Annotated in this window: 16 protein-coding genes; 13 read left to right on the top strand and 3 right to left on the bottom strand. The window is 57.3% G+C overall.

All coding sequences use genetic code 11. The annotated features are described in order from the left end of the window. Nucleotides 1-10 precede the first annotated feature (10 nt). The 6 genes from CKF42_RS14160 (at nucleotide 11) to tatD (ending at nucleotide 4,899) form a co-directional block, all read left to right on the top strand. The gene (locus CKF42_RS14160; RefSeq protein WP_046100983.1) at nucleotides 11-616 is read left to right on the top strand and encodes an SCP2 domain-containing protein; all 606 of its coding nucleotides are present in this window, start codon (nucleotides 11-13) and stop codon (nucleotides 614-616) included. After that, nucleotides 613-2,250, top strand: coding sequence for a ubiquinone biosynthesis regulatory protein kinase UbiB (ubiB, locus tag CKF42_RS14155; RefSeq protein ID WP_009088503.1), 1,638 nt, complete (start codon nucleotides 613-615; stop codon nucleotides 2,248-2,250). Before CKF42_RS14160 ends, ubiB begins: the two co-directional genes overlap by 4 nt. 109 nt (nucleotides 2,251-2,359) lie before the next feature. Beyond that, nucleotides 2,360-2,614 (top strand): Sec-independent protein translocase subunit TatA, encoded by a 255-nt coding sequence (tatA, locus tag CKF42_RS14150; protein WP_009088506.1) that lies wholly within the window; start codon nucleotides 2,360-2,362, stop codon nucleotides 2,612-2,614. A 3-nt stretch (nucleotides 2,615-2,617) separates the two neighbouring features. Continuing rightward, nucleotides 2,618-3,271: a Sec-independent protein translocase protein TatB gene (gene tatB / locus CKF42_RS14145; RefSeq protein ID WP_111208472.1), complete on the top strand. Its 654-nt coding sequence runs from the start codon at nucleotides 2,618-2,620 to the stop codon at nucleotides 3,269-3,271. Next, complete coding sequence (gene tatC / locus CKF42_RS14140) at nucleotides 3,271-4,029, top strand: Sec-independent protein translocase subunit TatC (RefSeq protein WP_009088508.1); 759 nt, start codon at nucleotides 3,271-3,273, stop codon at nucleotides 4,027-4,029. Before tatB ends, tatC begins: the two co-directional genes overlap by 1 nt. A gap of 87 nt (nucleotides 4,030-4,116) precedes the next feature. After that, on the top strand, nucleotides 4,117-4,899 hold the full coding sequence (gene tatD, locus CKF42_RS14135) for a 3'-5' ssDNA/RNA exonuclease TatD (RefSeq protein WP_009088510.1): 783 nt from the start codon (nucleotides 4,117-4,119) through the stop codon (nucleotides 4,897-4,899). Here tatD and rfaH read toward each other — a convergent pair. After that, nucleotides 4,896-5,384: a transcription/translation regulatory transformer protein RfaH gene (rfaH, locus tag CKF42_RS14130; RefSeq protein ID WP_009088512.1), complete on the bottom strand. Its 489-nt coding sequence runs from the start codon at nucleotides 5,382-5,384 to the stop codon at nucleotides 4,896-4,898. The two genes, tatD and rfaH, sit on opposite strands and share 4 nt — an antisense overlap. A 206-nt stretch (nucleotides 5,385-5,590) precedes the next feature. Here rfaH and pepE point away from each other — a divergent pair, with 206 nt between their 5' ends. From pepE to fre, 3 genes are all read left to right on the top strand, one after another. Next, nucleotides 5,591-6,316: a dipeptidase PepE gene (pepE, locus tag CKF42_RS14125; RefSeq protein WP_058958179.1), complete on the top strand. Its 726-nt coding sequence runs from the start codon at nucleotides 5,591-5,593 to the stop codon at nucleotides 6,314-6,316. A gap of 80 nt (nucleotides 6,317-6,396) precedes the next feature. Continuing rightward, nucleotides 6,397-7,881 carry a 4-hydroxy-3-polyprenylbenzoate decarboxylase gene (ubiD, locus tag CKF42_RS14120; protein ID WP_111208471.1) on the top strand — a complete coding sequence of 495 codons (1,485 nt, stop codon included), beginning with the start codon at nucleotides 6,397-6,399 and terminating at the stop codon, nucleotides 7,879-7,881. Nucleotides 7,882-7,922: 41 nt separating this feature from the next. Next, nucleotides 7,923-8,624: an NAD(P)H-flavin reductase gene (gene fre / locus CKF42_RS14115; RefSeq protein WP_009088519.1), complete on the top strand. Its 702-nt coding sequence runs from the start codon at nucleotides 7,923-7,925 to the stop codon at nucleotides 8,622-8,624. Between the two features lie 68 nt (nucleotides 8,625-8,692). Here the strand turns inward: fre and fadA are convergent, their stop codons facing one another. Together fadA and fadB are read right to left on the bottom strand one after the other, a co-directional pair. Continuing rightward, on the bottom strand, nucleotides 8,693-9,856 hold the full coding sequence (fadA, locus tag CKF42_RS14110; RefSeq protein ID WP_046100969.1) for an acetyl-CoA C-acyltransferase FadA: 1,164 nt from the start codon (nucleotides 9,854-9,856) through the stop codon (nucleotides 8,693-8,695). Between the two features lie 10 nt (nucleotides 9,857-9,866). After that, nucleotides 9,867-12,050 carry a fatty acid oxidation complex subunit alpha FadB gene (fadB, locus tag CKF42_RS14105; protein ID WP_111208470.1) on the bottom strand — a complete coding sequence of 728 codons (2,184 nt, stop codon included), beginning with the start codon at nucleotides 12,048-12,050 and terminating at the stop codon, nucleotides 9,867-9,869. 186 nt (nucleotides 12,051-12,236) lie between these two features. Here fadB and pepQ point away from each other — a divergent pair, with 186 nt between their 5' ends. From pepQ to hemG, 4 genes are read left to right on the top strand one after another with little or no spacing between them, the layout of a single operon-like run. After that, entirely contained in the window at nucleotides 12,237-13,568 is a 1,332-nt protein-coding gene (gene pepQ / locus CKF42_RS14100) for a Xaa-Pro dipeptidase (RefSeq protein WP_111208469.1), read from the top strand. Beyond that, entirely contained in the window at nucleotides 13,568-14,185 is a 618-nt protein-coding gene (locus CKF42_RS14095) for an IMPACT family protein (protein ID WP_111208468.1), read from the top strand. Before pepQ ends, CKF42_RS14095 begins: the two co-directional genes overlap by 1 nt. 32 nt (nucleotides 14,186-14,217) lie before the next feature. After that, a complete protein-coding gene (gene trkH, locus CKF42_RS14090) occupies nucleotides 14,218-15,669 on the top strand; it encodes a Trk system potassium transporter TrkH (protein ID WP_009088529.1) in 1,452 nt (483 codons plus the stop codon). 17 nt (nucleotides 15,670-15,686) lie between these two features. After that, on the top strand, nucleotides 15,687-16,220 hold the full coding sequence (hemG, locus tag CKF42_RS14085; protein ID WP_111208467.1) for a menaquinone-dependent protoporphyrinogen IX dehydrogenase: 534 nt from the start codon (nucleotides 15,687-15,689) through the stop codon (nucleotides 16,218-16,220). The last annotated feature ends 388 nt before the right edge of the window (nucleotides 16,221-16,608 follow it).

Here is a 16,608-nt window from a genome sequence, read left to right as displayed (position 1 = left end):
TGAGATGGTGATGAACCTGACTCCTTTGATTACGGCGGGCATGGAGACGGCGCTGAACCGTATTCTGTACCGCGATCGCGGCCTTAAGCCGGCGCGGCAACGTCTGAATGGCAAAGTCCTGACACTGCGCCTGAATGAGTTCTCGTCTCCCCTGGTGCTGGTGTTCAGTGAACAGCAGCTGGACGTGTTAGCTGACTGGCAGGACCGCAGCGACTGCACGGTGATCACCTCGCTGAAAAGTCTGCCAAAGCTGCGCGATCGCCAGCAGCTGACGCCGCTGATTCGCAGCGGTGAACTGCAGGTAGAGGGCGATCTGCAGGTGGTGCAGCAGTTCTCGGCGCTGATGGATCTGGCTGAGCTGGATCCGGCGGAATATCTGGCTCCCTGGGTGGGCGACATCGCCGCGCAGGGCATCAGTCAGCGGGCACAGCAGGCTTTCCGCTTTTTCAAAGGTGAAGCAGCGCGTCGTCAGGGATATCTCGGACAGGCCATGACCGAAGAGTGGCGTGTTGCGCCTGGCTCACTGGAACTGGCCTGGTTTTCTGAGGAGGTCGACGCGATGGAACGTTCGCTTGAGGCGCTTGATGCGCGTCTGGCGCAGCTGGAGGCAAAATGAGTTTAGGAGAGATCCGCCGCTTATATCTGATCATGAAGGTGTTTCTGACCTATGGCCTTGATGAACTGATCCCGCAGACACGTCTCACTTTCCTGTTCCGCCTGTGGCGTCGCTCAATTTTCTGGATCCCTAATCTGCACCAGCATGAACCGACCGGTGCGCGTATGCGTATGGCGATGGAGCAGCTGGGGCCGGTCTGGATCAAGTTTGGTCAGATGCTGTCAACGCGCCGGGATCTCTTCCCGCCGCTGATCGCCGATCAGCTGGCGATCCTGCAGGACCGTGTGGCGCCCTTTGATGGCGTCAAAGCGAAAGCGCAGATTGAAGCCTCGATGGGAGCACCCATTGAGACCTGGTTTGATGATTTTGACATTAAGCCGCTGGCGTCTGCGTCGATTGCCCAGGTTCACACCGCCACGCTGAAATCTAACGGCAAAAAAGTGGTGATCAAAGTGATCCGCCCCGACATTTTGCCGGTGATCAAAGCGGATATGAAGCTGATCTATCGCCTGGCGCGCTGGGTTCCGCGTCTGCTGCCGGATGGCCGTCGTCTGCGTCCGGTCGAAGTGGTGCGCGATTATGAGAAAACCCTGCTTGATGAGCTGAACCTGTTACGCGAAGCCGCCAACGCCATTCAGTTACGCCGCAATTTTGAAGAGAGCCGTATGCTCTATGTGCCGGAAGTCTATTCCGACTATTGCAGCGAAACCATGATGGTGATGGAGCGCATTTACGGTATCCCGATTTCCGACGTTGCAACGCTGGAGCGCCACGGCGTAAACATGAAGCTGCTGGCCGAACGGGGTGTCCAGGTCTTCTTTACACAGGTCTTCCGCGACAGCTTCTTCCACGCAGATATGCATCCGGGCAATATTTTTGTCAGCTATGAACACCCGGAAGATCCGCAATATATCGGTATCGACTGCGGCATCGTGGGGTCGCTGAACAAAGAAGATAAGCGTTATCTGGCGGAAAACTTTATCGCGTTCTTCAACCGTGACTATCGCAAGGTTGCCGAGCTGCACGTTGATTCCGGCTGGGTTCCGCCCGATACCAACGTCGAAGATTTCGAGTTTGCGATTCGCACGGTGTGTGAGCCGATTTTTGAAAAGCCGCTGGCTGAGATCTCGTTCGGGCATGTGCTGCTGAACCTGTTCAACACCGCGCGTCGCTTTAATATGGAAGTGCAGCCGCAGCTGGTGCTGCTGCAAAAAACGCTGCTTTATGTGGAAGGTATTGGCCGTCAGCTCTACCCACAGCTTGACCTGTGGAAAACGGCCAAACCCTTCCTGGAAGAGTGGATCAAGGATCAGGTGGGTATCCCCGCCATTATCCGTGCGGTCAAAGAGAAAGCGCCGTTCTGGGCTGAAAAGCTCCCGGAGCTGCCAGAACTCTTTTACGACAGCATGCGCCAGCACAAGCTTTTACGGCACAGCGTCGATAAATTAGTGGGCGATCTCAATGCGCAGCGCGTCCGTCATCATCAGGCGCGTTATCTGTTTGGCGTCGGTGCCACACTGCTGCTAAGCGGAACGGCAGTTCTGCTCACCCGACCGGACTGGGATCTCTTTCCGGCGGTTCTGATGGCGGCAGGAATCGTTTCGTGGCTAATCGGCTGGCGTAAGACAAACTGATTGTCACGTCTGTTTAAAAAAAGGTAATGTCGCTGGCTAAAGCCCGGCTAAAAAGGGCACTCTGTCCTGCATTACCTTATCGTTTTCACAGAATATTAGAGGCTATCTCATGGGCGGTATCAGTATCTGGCAACTGTTAATCATTGCCGTGATTGTTGTACTTCTGTTCGGTACCAATAAATTACGTAATCTGGGTTCGGATTTAGGTTCTTCGATTCGTGGCTTCAAAAAGGCCATGAGTGATGAGGACGACAAAAAGGATCAACCGAAAGAGCAGGACGCTGACTTCGCTGCCAAAACGCTGGCGGACAAACAGCAAACTTCGGCTAACAAAGAAGAAGCCAAGAACGACAAGCAGGTGTAAACCGTGTTCGATATTGGTTTTAGTGAACTGGTATTGGTGTTCGTTATCGGGCTGATTGTACTCGGCCCGCAACGATTACCGGTTGCGGTGAAAACCGTGGTCGGCTGGATCAGGGCGATTCGTTCGCTGGCAGCCAATGTACAACATGAACTGGCGCAGGAACTCAAACTGCAGGAGTTGCAGGAGAGCCTGAAAAAGGTGGAAGAGGCGGGCCGTGGCACCCTCTCCCCTGAGCTGAAGGAGTCGATGGAAGAGCTGCGTAAAACGGCAGATTCAATGAAGCGCTCGGTCAGTCAGAGCATCGACATTGAAAAAGAGGAAGACGAAGCGAACACCATCCACTCAGCACAGCACCGGTATGCCCCTGAGCCTGCTGCGACGGAAACCGCCGCGACGCCAGCCTCAGCAGAGCATCAGTCCAGCGCACCGGCACAGGCACCGTCTGCGGCAGCGGGTGCCGATGCCACGGTGCAACCCGCACCAGCCGCGGCCGCACAGCGACCCTCTGCTGCGCCATCCGCTCCGGCTGCGCCATCCTCTGCTGCACCTGCTGCTGTGGTCAGCGCACCGGCACAGGCACCCGCTGGCGACGCCGCCAGGTCATCAGAGTCTGCGCGTCCTTCCGCGACCTCCTCTTCTGCAGGTGATGAACGATAATGGCCGTTGAAGATACCCAACCGCTCATCAGCCATCTGATTGAGCTGCGTAAGCGATTACTGAACTGCATCATCGCCGTACTGGTCATTTTCCTGGTACTGGTCTATTTCGCCAACGACATCTACCAGCTGGTCGCATCACCGCTGATCAGTCAGATGCCGGTGGGCTCCAGCATGATTGCAACCGATGTCGCCTCGCCGTTCTTTACCCCGATAAAGCTGACCATCATCGTGTCAGTGTTTCTCGCGGTGCCGGTGATCCTCTATCAGGTCTGGGCATTTGTCGCCCCGGCGCTCTACCGGCATGAGCGCAGGCTGGTGATGCCGCTGCTCTTTTCCAGCACCTTCCTGTTCTACTTCGGTGTGGCCTTTGCTTACTTCGTCGTTTTCCCGCTGGCATTTGGCTTTTTCACCAAGACCGCGCCCATCGGCGTGACGGTCGCAACGGATATCGCCAAATACCTCGATTTCGTCATGACTCTCTTCATGGCCTTTGGGGTGGCGTTTGAGGTGCCGGTGGCGATCGTGTTGCTCTGCTGGACCGGTATCACCAGCCCGGAAGATCTGAAAAAGAAACGTCCCTATATTCTGGTGGGCGCTTTCGTAGTCGGGATGCTGCTCACACCTCCGGACGTTTTTTCCCAAACTTTGCTCGCTATTCCAATGTACTGCCTGTTTGAAGTCGGCGTATTCTTTTCCCGTTACTATGTGGGTAAAGGCCGCTGGTCACAGGATGAGGATAAACATACCGACGCCTGACGCTGACCGTATGACCCGCACAGGCGGGAAGCGAGCCATCCAGACCGCCCCTCCGGGCGGTTTTTTTTACAAACTGTGGGAAAAATTATGTTTGATATCGGTGTAAACCTGACCAGCACGCAATTCGCCTCCGACCGGCAAAAGGTGGTTAAACGCGCGCGTGATGCGGGCGTCACCGGCATGCTTATTACCGGCACCAACGCGCTGGAGAGCCAGCAGGCTCAGCGACTGGCTGAAGGCCAGCCCGGCTTTTGCTGGTCTACCGCGGGCGTTCACCCTCATCATGCCAGCGAATGGTCGCTGGAGATCGCCAGCACCCTGCGCCGGCTGGCGGAAAAACCGGAAGTGGTCGCCATTGGTGAGTGCGGACTCGATTTTAATCGCAACCTCTCGGCCCATGAGCAGCAGGAGTATGCATTTGACGCACAGCTGGCGCTGGCCGCAGAACTCAATATGCCGGTGTTCCTGCACTGCCGTGAAGCCCATGCGCGTTTCGCTGCGGTGCTTGCCCCCTGGCTGCCAAAACTGCCGGGTGCGGTGATCCACTGCTTTACCGGCACGCGCGACGAACTGGAAGCCTGTCTGGAAATGGGGTTATCTGTGGGCATTACGGGCTGGGTCTGCGATGAGCGTCGGGGTCTGGAACTGCGTGAGCTGCTGCCGCTGATCCCGGCCGAACGCCTGCTGCTGGAAACGGATGCGCCCTACCTGTTGCCGCGCGACATGCGTCCGCGTCCGCCTTCGCGCCGCAACGAACCCTGCTTTTTACCGCATATTGTCAGTCAGGTGGCGACATGGCGAGGTGAGAGTGCGGAGGCACTGGCGGCCCGCATCGATCATAATGCGCGGACGCTGTTCAGACTGGCTTAAAGCTTGCGGAACTGCTTGTTATCGACGCTGCGCATCACCTGCTTGTTGAGGAGATTCAGCAACAGGATCGAGCGTGTTTCACCATCCGGCTCGGCAAAAATGGCGCGCAGCCCTTCAAACGTTCCTTCGGTGATGACAACCTCATCGCCGCTCTGTGGCGTTTCAGGATCGAGCAGGATTTGCGGGACGTCGGTTTCCAGCGCTTCGATGACCGCCGACGGCACGGTTGCCGGGGTGGAGCCGAAGCGGACAAAGTGACTGACACCGCGTGTGCTGCTGATGGTGGTGGTGTGAATCTCTTCAGGATCGAATTCGATAAACAGGTAGTTAGGGAACAGCGGCTCACTCACCGTGGTGCGTTTACCGCGCACGATCTTTTCCAGAGCGATCATCGGGCTGAGGCAATGCACCTCCTGCCGCTCGAGATGCTCCTTCGCGCGCAATAGCTGTCCACGTTTGCAATAGAGTAAGTACCAGGCTTCCATAACGGCTCCCATTGAATGGACGCTAAGAATAGCAAACCTGTTGCCAGAGTTATAGCGCAGGGGCAGGGTAAAGCGGCCCGCAGAGAAAATAAATTGAGACTTTTCTTAGCAGGCCGGAGGCGGGCAGAAACGGTAACGGGAAATTGACGTGCACCAGGGCTCTGTATCAGACTCGATAACCTTCACCCCTGCAAAAGGAACGTCTGATGGAACTCTTTCTGTTGAGCAATGGCAGGCTGGCGGACGATGCGCCGCTGCTGGGTTATGCGCAGCCGCAGCTGCACGCGATGATCGCCCGACGCGCTATCCGCTCGGCGGTCCTGATCCCCTACGCGATAATCCGGGGCGATCAGCAGCAGCGCGCCGCCGAACTCACGGCCTCTCTGGGCATCCCGGTCAGGCTGGTTCAATCCTTTGCCTCACCGGCTGAGGCGATTGCACAGGCAGAACTTATTCTGGTCAGCGGCGGCAACACCTGGTTTCTGAACCAGATGCTGCATGAGCAGGATCTCATCGTCCCGATCCAGCGTGCGGTACGTGAGCGACAGGTGCCTTATCTCGGCTGGAGCGCGGGCTGCAATGTGGCGACGCCCTCCATCCGCACCACCAACGATATGCCGGTGCGCAGCAGTGTAGTGCTGCCCGCGCTGGGACTCTTCCCGGTGCAGATCAATCCCCACTATCTTGATGCCAGCGTCAGCGGCCATATGGGCGAAACCCGCGATGAGCGTCTGGCGGAGTTCTGCGCGGTCAACCCGACGGAGTCGGTGATTGCCCTGCGTGAAGGCAGTTTTCTGCACCTGCATGACAACCAGCTGCGCTATCACAGCGTGCGAAACGAGGACTTTAAGCTGTTTCGTCACGGTGACCCGATTCAGGGAATGCACGATACCCGCGCACTGCAGCCGCTGGTTCCCTTTCAGTGCGTATGAGGCTGCGGTATAAACCTCAGCAACTCCGCGTAATCAGACCTATAATGGCCGATTCACTCTGGCCGGAATGTTAAAGCCGCATGAAATACCACGATTTGAGAGACTTCCTCGCGCTGCTTGAACAGCGCGGTGAGCTAAAGCGCATTACCCAGTCCATCGATCCCGAACTGGAAATGACGGAGATTGCCGATCGCACGCTGCGTGCCGGTGGCCCCGCCCTGCTGTTTGAAAACCCGAAAGGGTACGATATGCCGGTGCTGTGCAACCTGTTCGGCACGCCTAAGCGCGTGGCCATGGGCATGGGGCAGGAGGAGGTGAGCGCCCTGCGTGAAGTGGGTAAGCTGCTGGCCTTCCTGAAAGAGCCTGAGCCGCCAAAAGGCTTCCGCGACCTGTTCGATAAAATGCCGCAGTTTAAGCAGGTGCTGAACATGCCGACCAAACGGCTGCGTAATGCGCCCTGTCAGGAAGAGGTGTTCAGCGGTGATGAGGTCGATCTGACGCGTATTCCGGTCATGAAGTGCTGGCCAGGCGATGCCGCACCGCTGATTACCTGGGGACTGACCGTCACGCGTGGCCCCCACAAAGAGCGCCAGAATCTCGGTATTTACCGTCAGCAGGTGATCGGTAAAAATCGTCTGATCATGCGCTGGCTGTCGCACCGTGGCGGCGCGCTTGATTTTCAGGAGTGGACGAAAGCGCATCCGGGTGAACGTTTTCCGGTTTCGGTCGCACTGGGCGCCGATCCTGCCACCATCCTCGGCGCGGTGACGCCGGTGCCTGACACGCTGTCAGAATATGCGTTTGCCGGTCTGCTGCGCGGCAACAAAACGGAAGTGGTGAAGTGCCTGTCGAACGATCTCGAAGTGCCGGCCAGTGCGGAAATCGTGCTGGAAGGCTATATCGAAGCGGGCGATATGGCGCCAGAAGGCCCCTACGGTGACCACACCGGCTACTACAATGAAGTGGATAGCTTCCCGGTATTTACCGTGACGCATATCACGCAGCGTCGTCAGCCGATCTATCACTCCACCTATACCGGGCGTCCGCCGGATGAACCCGCCGTACTGGGCGTGGCGCTGAATGAAGTTCTGGTACCGATTCTGATTAAGCAGTTCCCGGAGATCGTGGACTTCTACCTGCCGCCTGAAGGTTGCTCCTACCGGCTGGCGGTTGTGACGATTAAAAAGCAGTACTCAGGGCATGCCAAACGTGTCATGTTTGGCGTCTGGTCATTTTTGCGGCAGTTCATGTACACCAAATTTGTTATTGTGTGTGACGATGATGTTAATGCGCGCGACTGGAATGACGTGATCTGGGCGATCACCACGCGAATGGATCCGGCCCGTGATACGGTATTAGTCGAAAATACCCCTATCGACTATCTCGATTTCGCCTCGCCGGTTTCCGGGCTGGGGTCGAAGATGGGGCTTGATGCAACCAATAAGTGGCCGGGTGAAACGCAGCGTGAATGGGGTACGCCCATTGTTAAAGATCCTGCGGTCACGGCGCGCATTGATGCTATCTGGGATGAGCTAGGTATTCTTGATCAGCCGCCACAGCGTTGATGGCGAGCACAACCATAAAGACGACCCGACAGAGGGAACGCATGACAACGTTAAGCTGTAAAGTAACTTCGGTTGAGGCGATTACCGACACGGTCTATCGCGTTCGCCTGATCCCTGAAGCGGAATTCAGTTTTCGCGCGGGGCAGTATCTGATGGTCGTGATGGATGAGCGTGATAAGCGTCCGTTCTCACTGGCCTCAACGCCGATGGAAAAAGATATTATTGAGCTGCATATCGGCGCGTCCGATCTCAACCTCTATGCGATGGCGGTGATGGATCGGATCCGCAACGATCGCCAGATCACCGTCGATATGCCGCACGGTGACGCCTGGCTGCGCGAAGAGAGCAGTAAGCCGCTGATCCTGATTGCAGGTGGCACCGGCTTCTCCTACGCCCGTTCGATTCTGCTCACCGCTCTGGCGGAACAGCCGGAGCGCGATATCGCCATTTACTGGGGCGGACGTGAGCTTAAGCATCTGTACGATCTGGACGAGCTGAATGCGCTGGCAGTGAAGCACCCGAACCTGAAAGTGATCCCGGTTGTTGAACAGCCTGAAGCGGGCTGGCAGGGACGTTCCGGTACGGTACTGACCGCGGTGATGCAGGATTTCAGCACGCTGAGCGAACATGAGATCTATATCGCCGGACGCTTTGAGATGGCGAAGATTGCCCGCGATCGTTTCTGTGCCGAGCGTGGCGCAGTCGAGTCACAGATGTATGGCGATGCGTTTGCCTTTATCTGATCGCCGGCAGCAGACAGAAAAAACCCGCCGGTAACGGCGGGTAAATCTGACAAAATAAACGCAACGTATTACAGACGCTCGAATACGGTTGCGATGCCCTGGCCCAGCCCGATACACATGGTGGCAAGACCCAGGCTGGCATCGCGTCGTTCCATAATGTTTAGCAGCGTGGTACTGATACGCGCGCCGGAACAGCCCAGCGGATGGCCTAACGCAATCGCGCCGCCATTCAGATTGACCTTTTCATCCAGCTGCTCCAGCAAGCCTAAATCTTTGATGCACGGCAGTGTCTGCGCAGCAAAGGCTTCGTTCAGCTCAAAGACGTCGATATCGCTGACGCTCAGTCCCGCCCGTTTTAACGCCAGCTTACTGGCCGGAACCGGCCCATAGCCCATGATTGAAGGATCGCAGCCCACCACGGCCATGCTGCGGATGCGGGCGCGCGGCGTCAGCCCCAGCTCGCGGGCGCGTGATTCACTCATCACCAGCATGGCGGCTGCGCCATCTGACAACGCTGACGAGGAGCCCGCCGTCACGGTGCCATTCACCGGATCGAAAGCCGGTTTCAGCGCCGCCAGGCCTTCGGCGCTGGTCTCTTCACGGATCACTTCATCGAAATCATAACGTTTGAGGATGCCGTCGCTGTCATGACCATAGGTGGCGACAATCTCTGTCGCAAAGTCGCCGCGCCGGGTGGCCTGCCAGGCCCGCTGGTGCGAACGCAGGGCAAATGCATCCTGCTGCTCACGGCTGATATGATGCATCCGCGCCAGCATTTCTGCCGTCAGGCCCATCATCCCTGCGGCTTTGGCAACCGTCCGGCTAAGCCCGGGATGAAAGTCGACGCCGTGGTTCATCGGCACATGCCCCATATGCTCCACGCCACCGATCAGACAGCTCCGGGCATCACCGACCATAATGGCGCGGGCGGCATCGTGCAGCGCCTGCATGGAAGAGCCACACAGCCGGTTGACGGTGCTGGCTGGCACCGTGTGGGGAATTTCGGCCAGCAGGGCAGCGTTACGTGCGATATTAAATCCCTGCTCCAGTGTCTGCTGCACGCAGCCCCAGAGAATGTCATCCAGCTCTGCCGGGTTCACCGTCGGGTTACGGCTCAGCAGTTCACGCATCAGATGCGCAGAGAGATCTTCGGCGCGCACATGACGGAAGGCGCCGCCTTTTGACCGGCCCATTGGCGTGCGCACGGCATCAATAATCACCACATTTTCCATCTTCTTGCCCTCAGGCGCTTTTCAGCGCGGCTTCATCAATCGGTTTGGCGGCGGGATACCAGCTTTCATGCTGATGGGCTTTCTGCAGCAGCAGGGCAGGCAGGGCATACAGGCCACCGAGGCCGCTATAACGCCGGGCCTGATCCACCACGTTGCTGTTGCCCAGAGTATCGAGATAGCGGAAAGCCCCGCCACGGAAAGGCGGGAAGCCGAGGCCATACACCAGCGCCATATCGGCTTCAGCCGGTGAGGCGATAATCTTCTCTTCCAGGCAGCGCACCACTTCGTTCAGCATCGGCAGCATCATGCGGTTCAGAATCTCTTCATCGCTGAAGATTCGCGCGGGCTGACAGGCCTGTTGCAGCAGCGTATCGACATCGGCATCGGCCACTTTTTTTGGCTTGCCCTTTTTATCTTCTTCCCAGCGCCAGAAGCCTTTGCCATTTTTCTGGCCAAAGCGACCAGCCTCAAACAGCAGATCGATCGCGTCGCGATAGTCATGCTTCATGCGGTCCGGGAACCCGTCAGCCATCACGCTTTGCGCATGGTGCGCCGTATCGATGCCCACGACATCCAGCAGCCATGACGGCCCCATCGGCCAGCCAAACTGTTTTTCCATGACCTTATCTATCTGGCGGAAATCTGCGCCATCGCGCAGGAGCAGGCTGAAAGCGGCGAAGTAGGGGAACAGCACCCGGTTAACAAAGAAGCCGGGGCAGTCGTTGACCACGATAGGGGTTTTACCCATTTTGCTGGCCCAGGCCACCACTTTGCCGAGGGTCGCTTCACTGGTTTTCTCGCCCCGGATTACTTCGACCAGCGGCATACGCGGCACCGGGTTAAAGAAGTGCATGCCACAGAAGTTTTCCGGGCGCTGCAACGCCTGCGCCAGCTGGCTGATAGGAATGGTCGAAGTATTCGAGGCCAGAACGGCATCGTCACGCAGGTGCCGCTCTGTTTCAGCCAGCACTTTAGCCTTGATCTGCGGGTTCTCGACTACCGCTTCCACCACCACGTCGGCCAGTTCAAAACCGGCGTAATCCAGCGTGGGCTGGATGGTGGCGATGACGCTGGCCAGCCTGTTACCGTCAATTTTTCCGCGCGCCAGCTGGGTGTTAAGCAGCTTGCTGGCTTCATTCATCCCCAGCGTCAGCGCCTGTGGATTGATATCTTTCATTCTGACCGGCACGCCTTTCCAGGCAGACTGGTAGCTGATGCCACCGCCCATGATGCCTGCGCCCAGCACTGCCGCCTGAGCAGGTGCGCCGCTTTCGCTGGCGCGTTTTTTTGCCAGCCCTTTAACGTACTGATCGTTGAGGAAGATGCCGACCAGTGCGCGCGCTTCGTCAGACTGCGCCAGCGGCACAAATGCAGCCGTTTCAAGCTTCAGCGCATCATCGCGACCGAGACTGGCCGCGGCCTCAATGGTTTTTACCGCCATCAGCGGAGCGGGGTAATGTTTTCCTGCGGTCTGCATCACCATGCCCTTCGCAATGGTAAAACTCATCGCCGCCTCGATCGGACTGAGCTTCAGCGGGGCCAGTTTAGGCGCACGGCGCGCCTGCCAGCTGCCCTCTTCGGCGGCCGCTCTGAGCATGGTGATGCCCGCTTCGCGCAGTTTGTCACGGGCAACCACCGCATCGACCAGGCCCAGTTTCAGCGCGGCATTGCCATCCACATCTTTACCGGCGGCAATAATTTCCAGCGCGCTGTCGGCTCCCAGCAGGCGGGGCAACCTTACGCTGCCGCCAAAGCCTGGCATGATGCCGAGTCTGGTTTCCGGCAGGCCGATGCGGGCATCCGCAGTGGCGATGCGCAGGTCGGTCGCCAGGACGCACTCACATCCGCCACCCAGTGCATAGCCATCAATGGCTGCCAGGGTGGGCACGGGCAAATCTTCCAGACGGTTGAAGATGCTGTTGGCGTAACTCAGCCACCGGCTCAGCTTTTCGGTGGGGGCATCAAACAGGGAAAGAAACTCGGTAATGTCCGCGCCCACGATAAAGGCGGGTTTAGCGGAGCTCAGCAGCAGGCCGCGCAGTGCTGGCTGCTGTTCCAGGACCGCAATGGCCTCGCCCAGACTGGCGACCGTTTGCGTATCCAGCTTGTTGACTGAGCCTGTGGCATCAAAAACCAGCTCGGCGATGCCATCGTCCAGCCAGTGAAGGGTAAGGTTAGCGCCTTGGTAGAGCATGTGCGTCTCCTGAAACCGCGAAAGGTGATCTGGTCATACCAGATGATCGTGAGTGTGGGAGTGATGTTAATTTTTTGCAAACCGCTCTTTGCTTATTTGCTAACAAGATCACAGCCACGCCGGCTTCGGCATCTGAGCAAGGGGTATGCTAAACTGCGGCCATTTCGCGACACGGGAGAGACGGCTATGGATTCACTGAAGACCTTGTATCACGCGCACATCGCCACGTTGCAGCAACGGGCGCAGCAGGTGCTGGCACGCAATAAACTGGATGCGATGCTGATCCATTCCGGTGAGTTGCTGACGGTGTTTCTGGATGACCACACCTATCCGTTTAAGGTGAATCCGCAGTTCAAAGCCTGGGTGCCGGTCACGCAGGTGCCTAACTGCTGGCTCTGGATCGATGGTGTGAACAAGCCGAAACTGTGGTTCTACTCTCCGGTGGATTACTGGCATAACGTTGAACCGCTGCCGGACAGTTTCTGGACCGGAGATGTCGAGGTTATCGGCCTGAAAAACGCAGATGAGATTGCGCACCTGCTCCCTGCACAGCGTGATAATGTCGCCTATATCGGGCCGGTTAATGCACGCGCGGCGCAGCTCGGAATCTCCTCAGACAACATCAACCCTAAAGCGGTCATCGACTTTCTGCACTACCATCGCAGCATCAAAACCGACTATGAACTGGCCTGTCTGCGTCAGGCGCAGAAGCTGGCGGTTGCGGGGCATCGCGCGGCCAAAGAGGCGTTCTCTGCGGGCCTGAGCGAATTTGACATCAATCAGGCTTACCTGACCGCGACCGGCCATCGTGATACCGATGTGCCGTACGGCAATATCATTGCGCTGAATGAACACGCGGCGGTGCTGCACTACACCCGCCTGGATCATCAGCCACCGGCGAAACGTCACAGCTTCCTGATTGATGCGGGCGCCGAATATCTGGGCTACGCCGCCGATCTGACCCGTAGCTATGCGGCGCAGAGCAGCTCGCTCTATGCCAGAATGGTGGAGGCGATGAACGCCGAAGAGCTGGCTTTAATCGCCACGCTGAAACCGGGTGTGCGCTACACCGATTATCATCTTCAGATGCACCAGCGTATTGCGAAGATGTTGCTGAAGTTTGAGTTGGTGCAGGGAATCAGCGAAGAGGCGCTGGTGGCTGAAGATCTGACCGGGCCATTTATGCCACACGGTCTGGGGCATCCGCTGGGCTTGCAGGTGCATGACGTTGCCGGGTTTATGCAGGATGAGCAGGGCACCCATCTCGCCGCGCCTGCGCAGTATCCTTACCTTCGCTGCACCCGCGTGCTGCAACCCGGCATGGTCTTAACCATCGAGCCGGGCTTCTATATTATCGACTCGTTACTGGCGCCGCTGCGTCAGGGCCGTTTCAGTCAGCACTTTAACTGGCAGGCGATTGATGCGCTTCGGCCTTATGGCGGCATTCGCATCGAAGATAACGTGGTGATCCATCCAAACCGCGTTGAAAACATGACCCGCGATCTGCATCTGGCCTGATGGACGCTTTTGATATTCCCGCGCTGGCTGTGAGCATCAGCGAGGAAACCATCAAAAAGAGTCGCTTTATTACGCTGCTGGCGCACACCGAGGGGACAGAGGCCGCGCGCGCCTTTGTCCAGCAGGTGAAAAGCGAGCATCCTGCTGCCCGGCATCACTGCTGGGCCTGGGTGGCGGGTGCGCCGGATGACTCTCAGCAGCTCGGTTTTTCGGATGATGGTGAGCCGTCGGGCACCGCCGGGAAACCGATGCTGGCGCAGCTGATGGGTGCCAGTATTGGCGAGGTGACCGCTGTGGTGGTGCGTTATTACGGCGGCATTATGCTGGGCACCGGTGGCCTGGTGAAGGCGTATGGCGGTGGCGTCCAGCAGGGACTGAAGCAGTTACCGCGGCAGCGCAAAGTACCGATGATGGTTTTCACGCTGCAATGCGACTATGCACAGCACAGCGATATCGAACGGCTGGTGCAGCGTTTTGAAGGTAAGGTGACCGACAGCCACTATCAGGATCGTATTGCGCTGACGCTGGCATTGCCTTATGGACAGATAGAGGGGTTCAAAAAAAATCTGTCAGACTTTAGCCGGGGCGCGTTGTCGCTGATCCCGCTCACACCATGATGTTCATCTCTCTTATTTAAAGGAACGGCTGAATGCACTTTCGCGCCATTACCCGCATCGTCGGTCTGCTGGTAATTCTTTTTTCAGTGACAATGATTCTGCCCGGCCTCGTCGCATTAATTTATCGCGACGGCGCGGGACGGGCGTTCAGCCAGACATTTATGATGGCGCTGGTGATCGGCTCGCTGCTGTGGTGGCCGAACCGTAAAAAGAAAACCGAACTCAAACCCCGCGAAGGGTTCCTGATCGTCGTTCTGTTCTGGACGGTGCTGGGCAGCGTAGGGGCCATGCCCTTTATCTTTGCGGAGCAGCCGCATCTTTCCGTCACGGATGCGTTCTTTGAATCTTTCTCGGGCCTGACAACCACCGGAGCCACCACGCTGGTGGGGCTGGACTCGCTGCCTAAGGCCATCCTCTTCTACCGGCAGATGCTGCAGTGGCTGGGCGGGATGGGGATCATCGTGTTAGCAGTAGCCATCCTGCCGATTCTGGGCGTCGGGGGCATGCAGCTCTATCGCGCTGAAATGCCGGGACCCCTGAAAGACAATAAAATGCGCCCGCGCATCGCCGAGACGGCCAAGACACTCTGGCTGATCTATGTTCTGCTGACCGTAGCCTGTGCGCTGGCACTCTGGCTGGCGGGCATGCCGGCGTTCGATGCTATCGGCCACAGCTTTTCGACCATCGCCATTGGCGGCTTCTCAACTCATGATGCCAGCATCGGCTACTTTAACAGCAGCACCATCAATACTATCGTGGCGGTGTTCCTGCTGATCTCCGGCTGTAACTATGGCCTGCACTTTTCCATGCTAAGCGGACGTAACCTGCGCGTGTACTGGCGGGACCCGGAGTTCCGCATGTTTATCGGCGTTCAGCTGACGCTGGTTCTGATCTGTACGGTGGTGCTCTGGTTCCACAATGTCTATGCCAGCGGCTGGCAGACCCTGAACCAGGCCTTTTTCCAGGTGGTGTCCATGGCGACGACGGCGGGTTTCACGACCGACAGTATCGCTCGCTGGCCGCTGTTCCTGCCGGTTCTGCTGTTGTGCTCAGCTTTCATTGGTGGCTGTGCCGGTTCGACCGGGGGTGGCCTGAAGGTGATCCGCATTCTGCTGTTGTGCAAACAGGGTAACCGCGAGCTTAAGCGTCTGGTTCACCCGAATGCGGTGTACACCATCAAGCTGGGCAATCGTGCGCTGCCGGAGCGTATCCTGGAAGCCGTCTGGGGATTCTTCTCGGCCTATGCGCTGGTGTTCCTGGTGAGCATGCTGGCGATCATCGCCACGGGCGTCGATGACTTCTCCGCTTTTGCTGCCGTTGCCGCCACGCTGAATAACCTCGGGCCGGGCTTAGGCGTCGTGGCAGACAACTTCACGTCTATGAATGATGTGGCGAAATGGATACTTATCTCTACCATGTTGTTCGGGCGTCTCGAGGTTTTCACCTTGCTGGTGCTGTTCACGCCTACTTTCTGGCGTGAATAATTAATAAGGATGCTGACATGAAAGCGCTGATTCTCTATTCCACCCGCGACGGGCAAACGCAGAAGATTGCTTCCGCTCTTGCGGAGACCATCCGGCAGCAGCAGCCGTGTGATGTGCTGAACATCCAGGATGCCGCTGTGCCTGACTGGACACAGTATGATCGCGTACTGATTGGCGCCTCGATCCGCTATGGCCATTTTCAGCCGGTCGTCGAGACCTTCGTTAAGCAACATCTCCCTGCGCTGCAGCAGCGTACCAGCGGTTTCTTTTCGGTAAACCTCACGGCACGCAAACCTGAGAAGCGTACTCCTGAAACGAATGCCTATACCCGGAAGTTCTTATTGCAGTCTCCATGGCAGCCTGACTGCTGTGCCGTATTTGCAGGGGCGCTCTATTATCCCCGCTATCGCTGGTTTGACCGCGTGATGATTCAGCTGATTATGCGTATGACCGGCGGTGAAACCGATGCAACGAAAGAAGTGGAATACACGGACTGGCAACAGGTGAGCCGTTTTGCCCATGAATTTGCACAGTTACCAGGCAAATCGTAGCGAAATAGCGCGATTTGGTGAAAATTACTTCGAACAGTAATCTTTTCGCAATAAACGCTTGTCAGCCCGCGCGAACTCCCTATAATGCGCCTCCATCGACACGGCACACCGGCAACGGGAAACGGGTTGAAGGTTCAGGAGACTGAGCCGCCGGAGAAAAACTTCTGAAAAAGAGGTTGACTCTGAAGGAGGAAAGCGTAATATACGCCACCTCGCGACAGGACGCTAACGCACTGTTCGCACTGCTCTTTAACAATTTATCAGACAATCTGTGTGGGCACTCGCAGGATTGATATCAGCGCCTTAGGGCGCACAAAAATATCAAAGCCTCACGAGTGAACACATAATGAAATTCATTATGACGTTTTACAGATGAGCACCGCTGAAC

The organism is Pantoea sp. ARC270 (genome assembly GCF_003236725.1).
In the GTDB taxonomy this organism is placed as follows: Bacteria; Pseudomonadota; Gammaproteobacteria; order Enterobacterales; family Enterobacteriaceae; genus Pantoea; species Pantoea anthophila.
The sequence above is the reverse complement of the archived record's forward strand: the minus strand, read 5'-3'. Positions and strand labels throughout refer to the sequence as shown.

Bases quoted from the DNA above. Each gene is read 5' to 3' on its own strand.
- CKF42_RS14160 (WP_046100983.1), top strand. From the start codon at position 11: ATGAACCTGACTCCTTTGATTACGGCGGGCATGGAGACGGCGCTGAAC.
- ubiB (WP_009088503.1), top strand. From the start codon at position 613: ATGAGTTTAGGAGAGATCCGCCGCTTATATCTGATCATGAAGGTGTTT.
- tatA (WP_009088506.1), top strand. From the start codon at position 2,360: ATGGGCGGTATCAGTATCTGGCAACTGTTAATCATTGCCGTGATTGTT.
- tatC (WP_009088508.1), top strand. From the start codon at position 3,271: ATGGCCGTTGAAGATACCCAACCGCTCATCAGCCATCTGATTGAGCTG.
- tatD (WP_009088510.1), top strand. From the start codon at position 4,117: ATGTTTGATATCGGTGTAAACCTGACCAGCACGCAATTCGCCTCCGAC.
- rfaH (WP_009088512.1), bottom strand. From the start codon at position 5,384: ATGGAAGCCTGGTACTTACTCTATTGCAAACGTGGACAGCTATTGCGC.
- pepE (WP_058958179.1), top strand. From the start codon at position 5,591: ATGGAACTCTTTCTGTTGAGCAATGGCAGGCTGGCGGACGATGCGCCG.
- ubiD (WP_111208471.1), top strand. From the start codon at position 6,397: ATGAAATACCACGATTTGAGAGACTTCCTCGCGCTGCTTGAACAGCGC.
- fre (WP_009088519.1), top strand. From the start codon at position 7,923: ATGACAACGTTAAGCTGTAAAGTAACTTCGGTTGAGGCGATTACCGAC.
- fadA (WP_046100969.1), bottom strand. From the start codon at position 9,856: ATGGAAAATGTGGTGATTATTGATGCCGTGCGCACGCCAATGGGCCGG.
- fadB (WP_111208470.1), bottom strand. From the start codon at position 12,050: ATGCTCTACCAAGGCGCTAACCTTACCCTTCACTGGCTGGACGATGGC.
- pepQ (WP_111208469.1), top strand. From the start codon at position 12,237: ATGGATTCACTGAAGACCTTGTATCACGCGCACATCGCCACGTTGCAG.
- CKF42_RS14095 (WP_111208468.1), top strand. From the start codon at position 13,568: ATGGACGCTTTTGATATTCCCGCGCTGGCTGTGAGCATCAGCGAGGAA.
- trkH (WP_009088529.1), top strand. From the start codon at position 14,218: ATGCACTTTCGCGCCATTACCCGCATCGTCGGTCTGCTGGTAATTCTT.
- hemG (WP_111208467.1), top strand. From the start codon at position 15,687: ATGAAAGCGCTGATTCTCTATTCCACCCGCGACGGGCAAACGCAGAAG.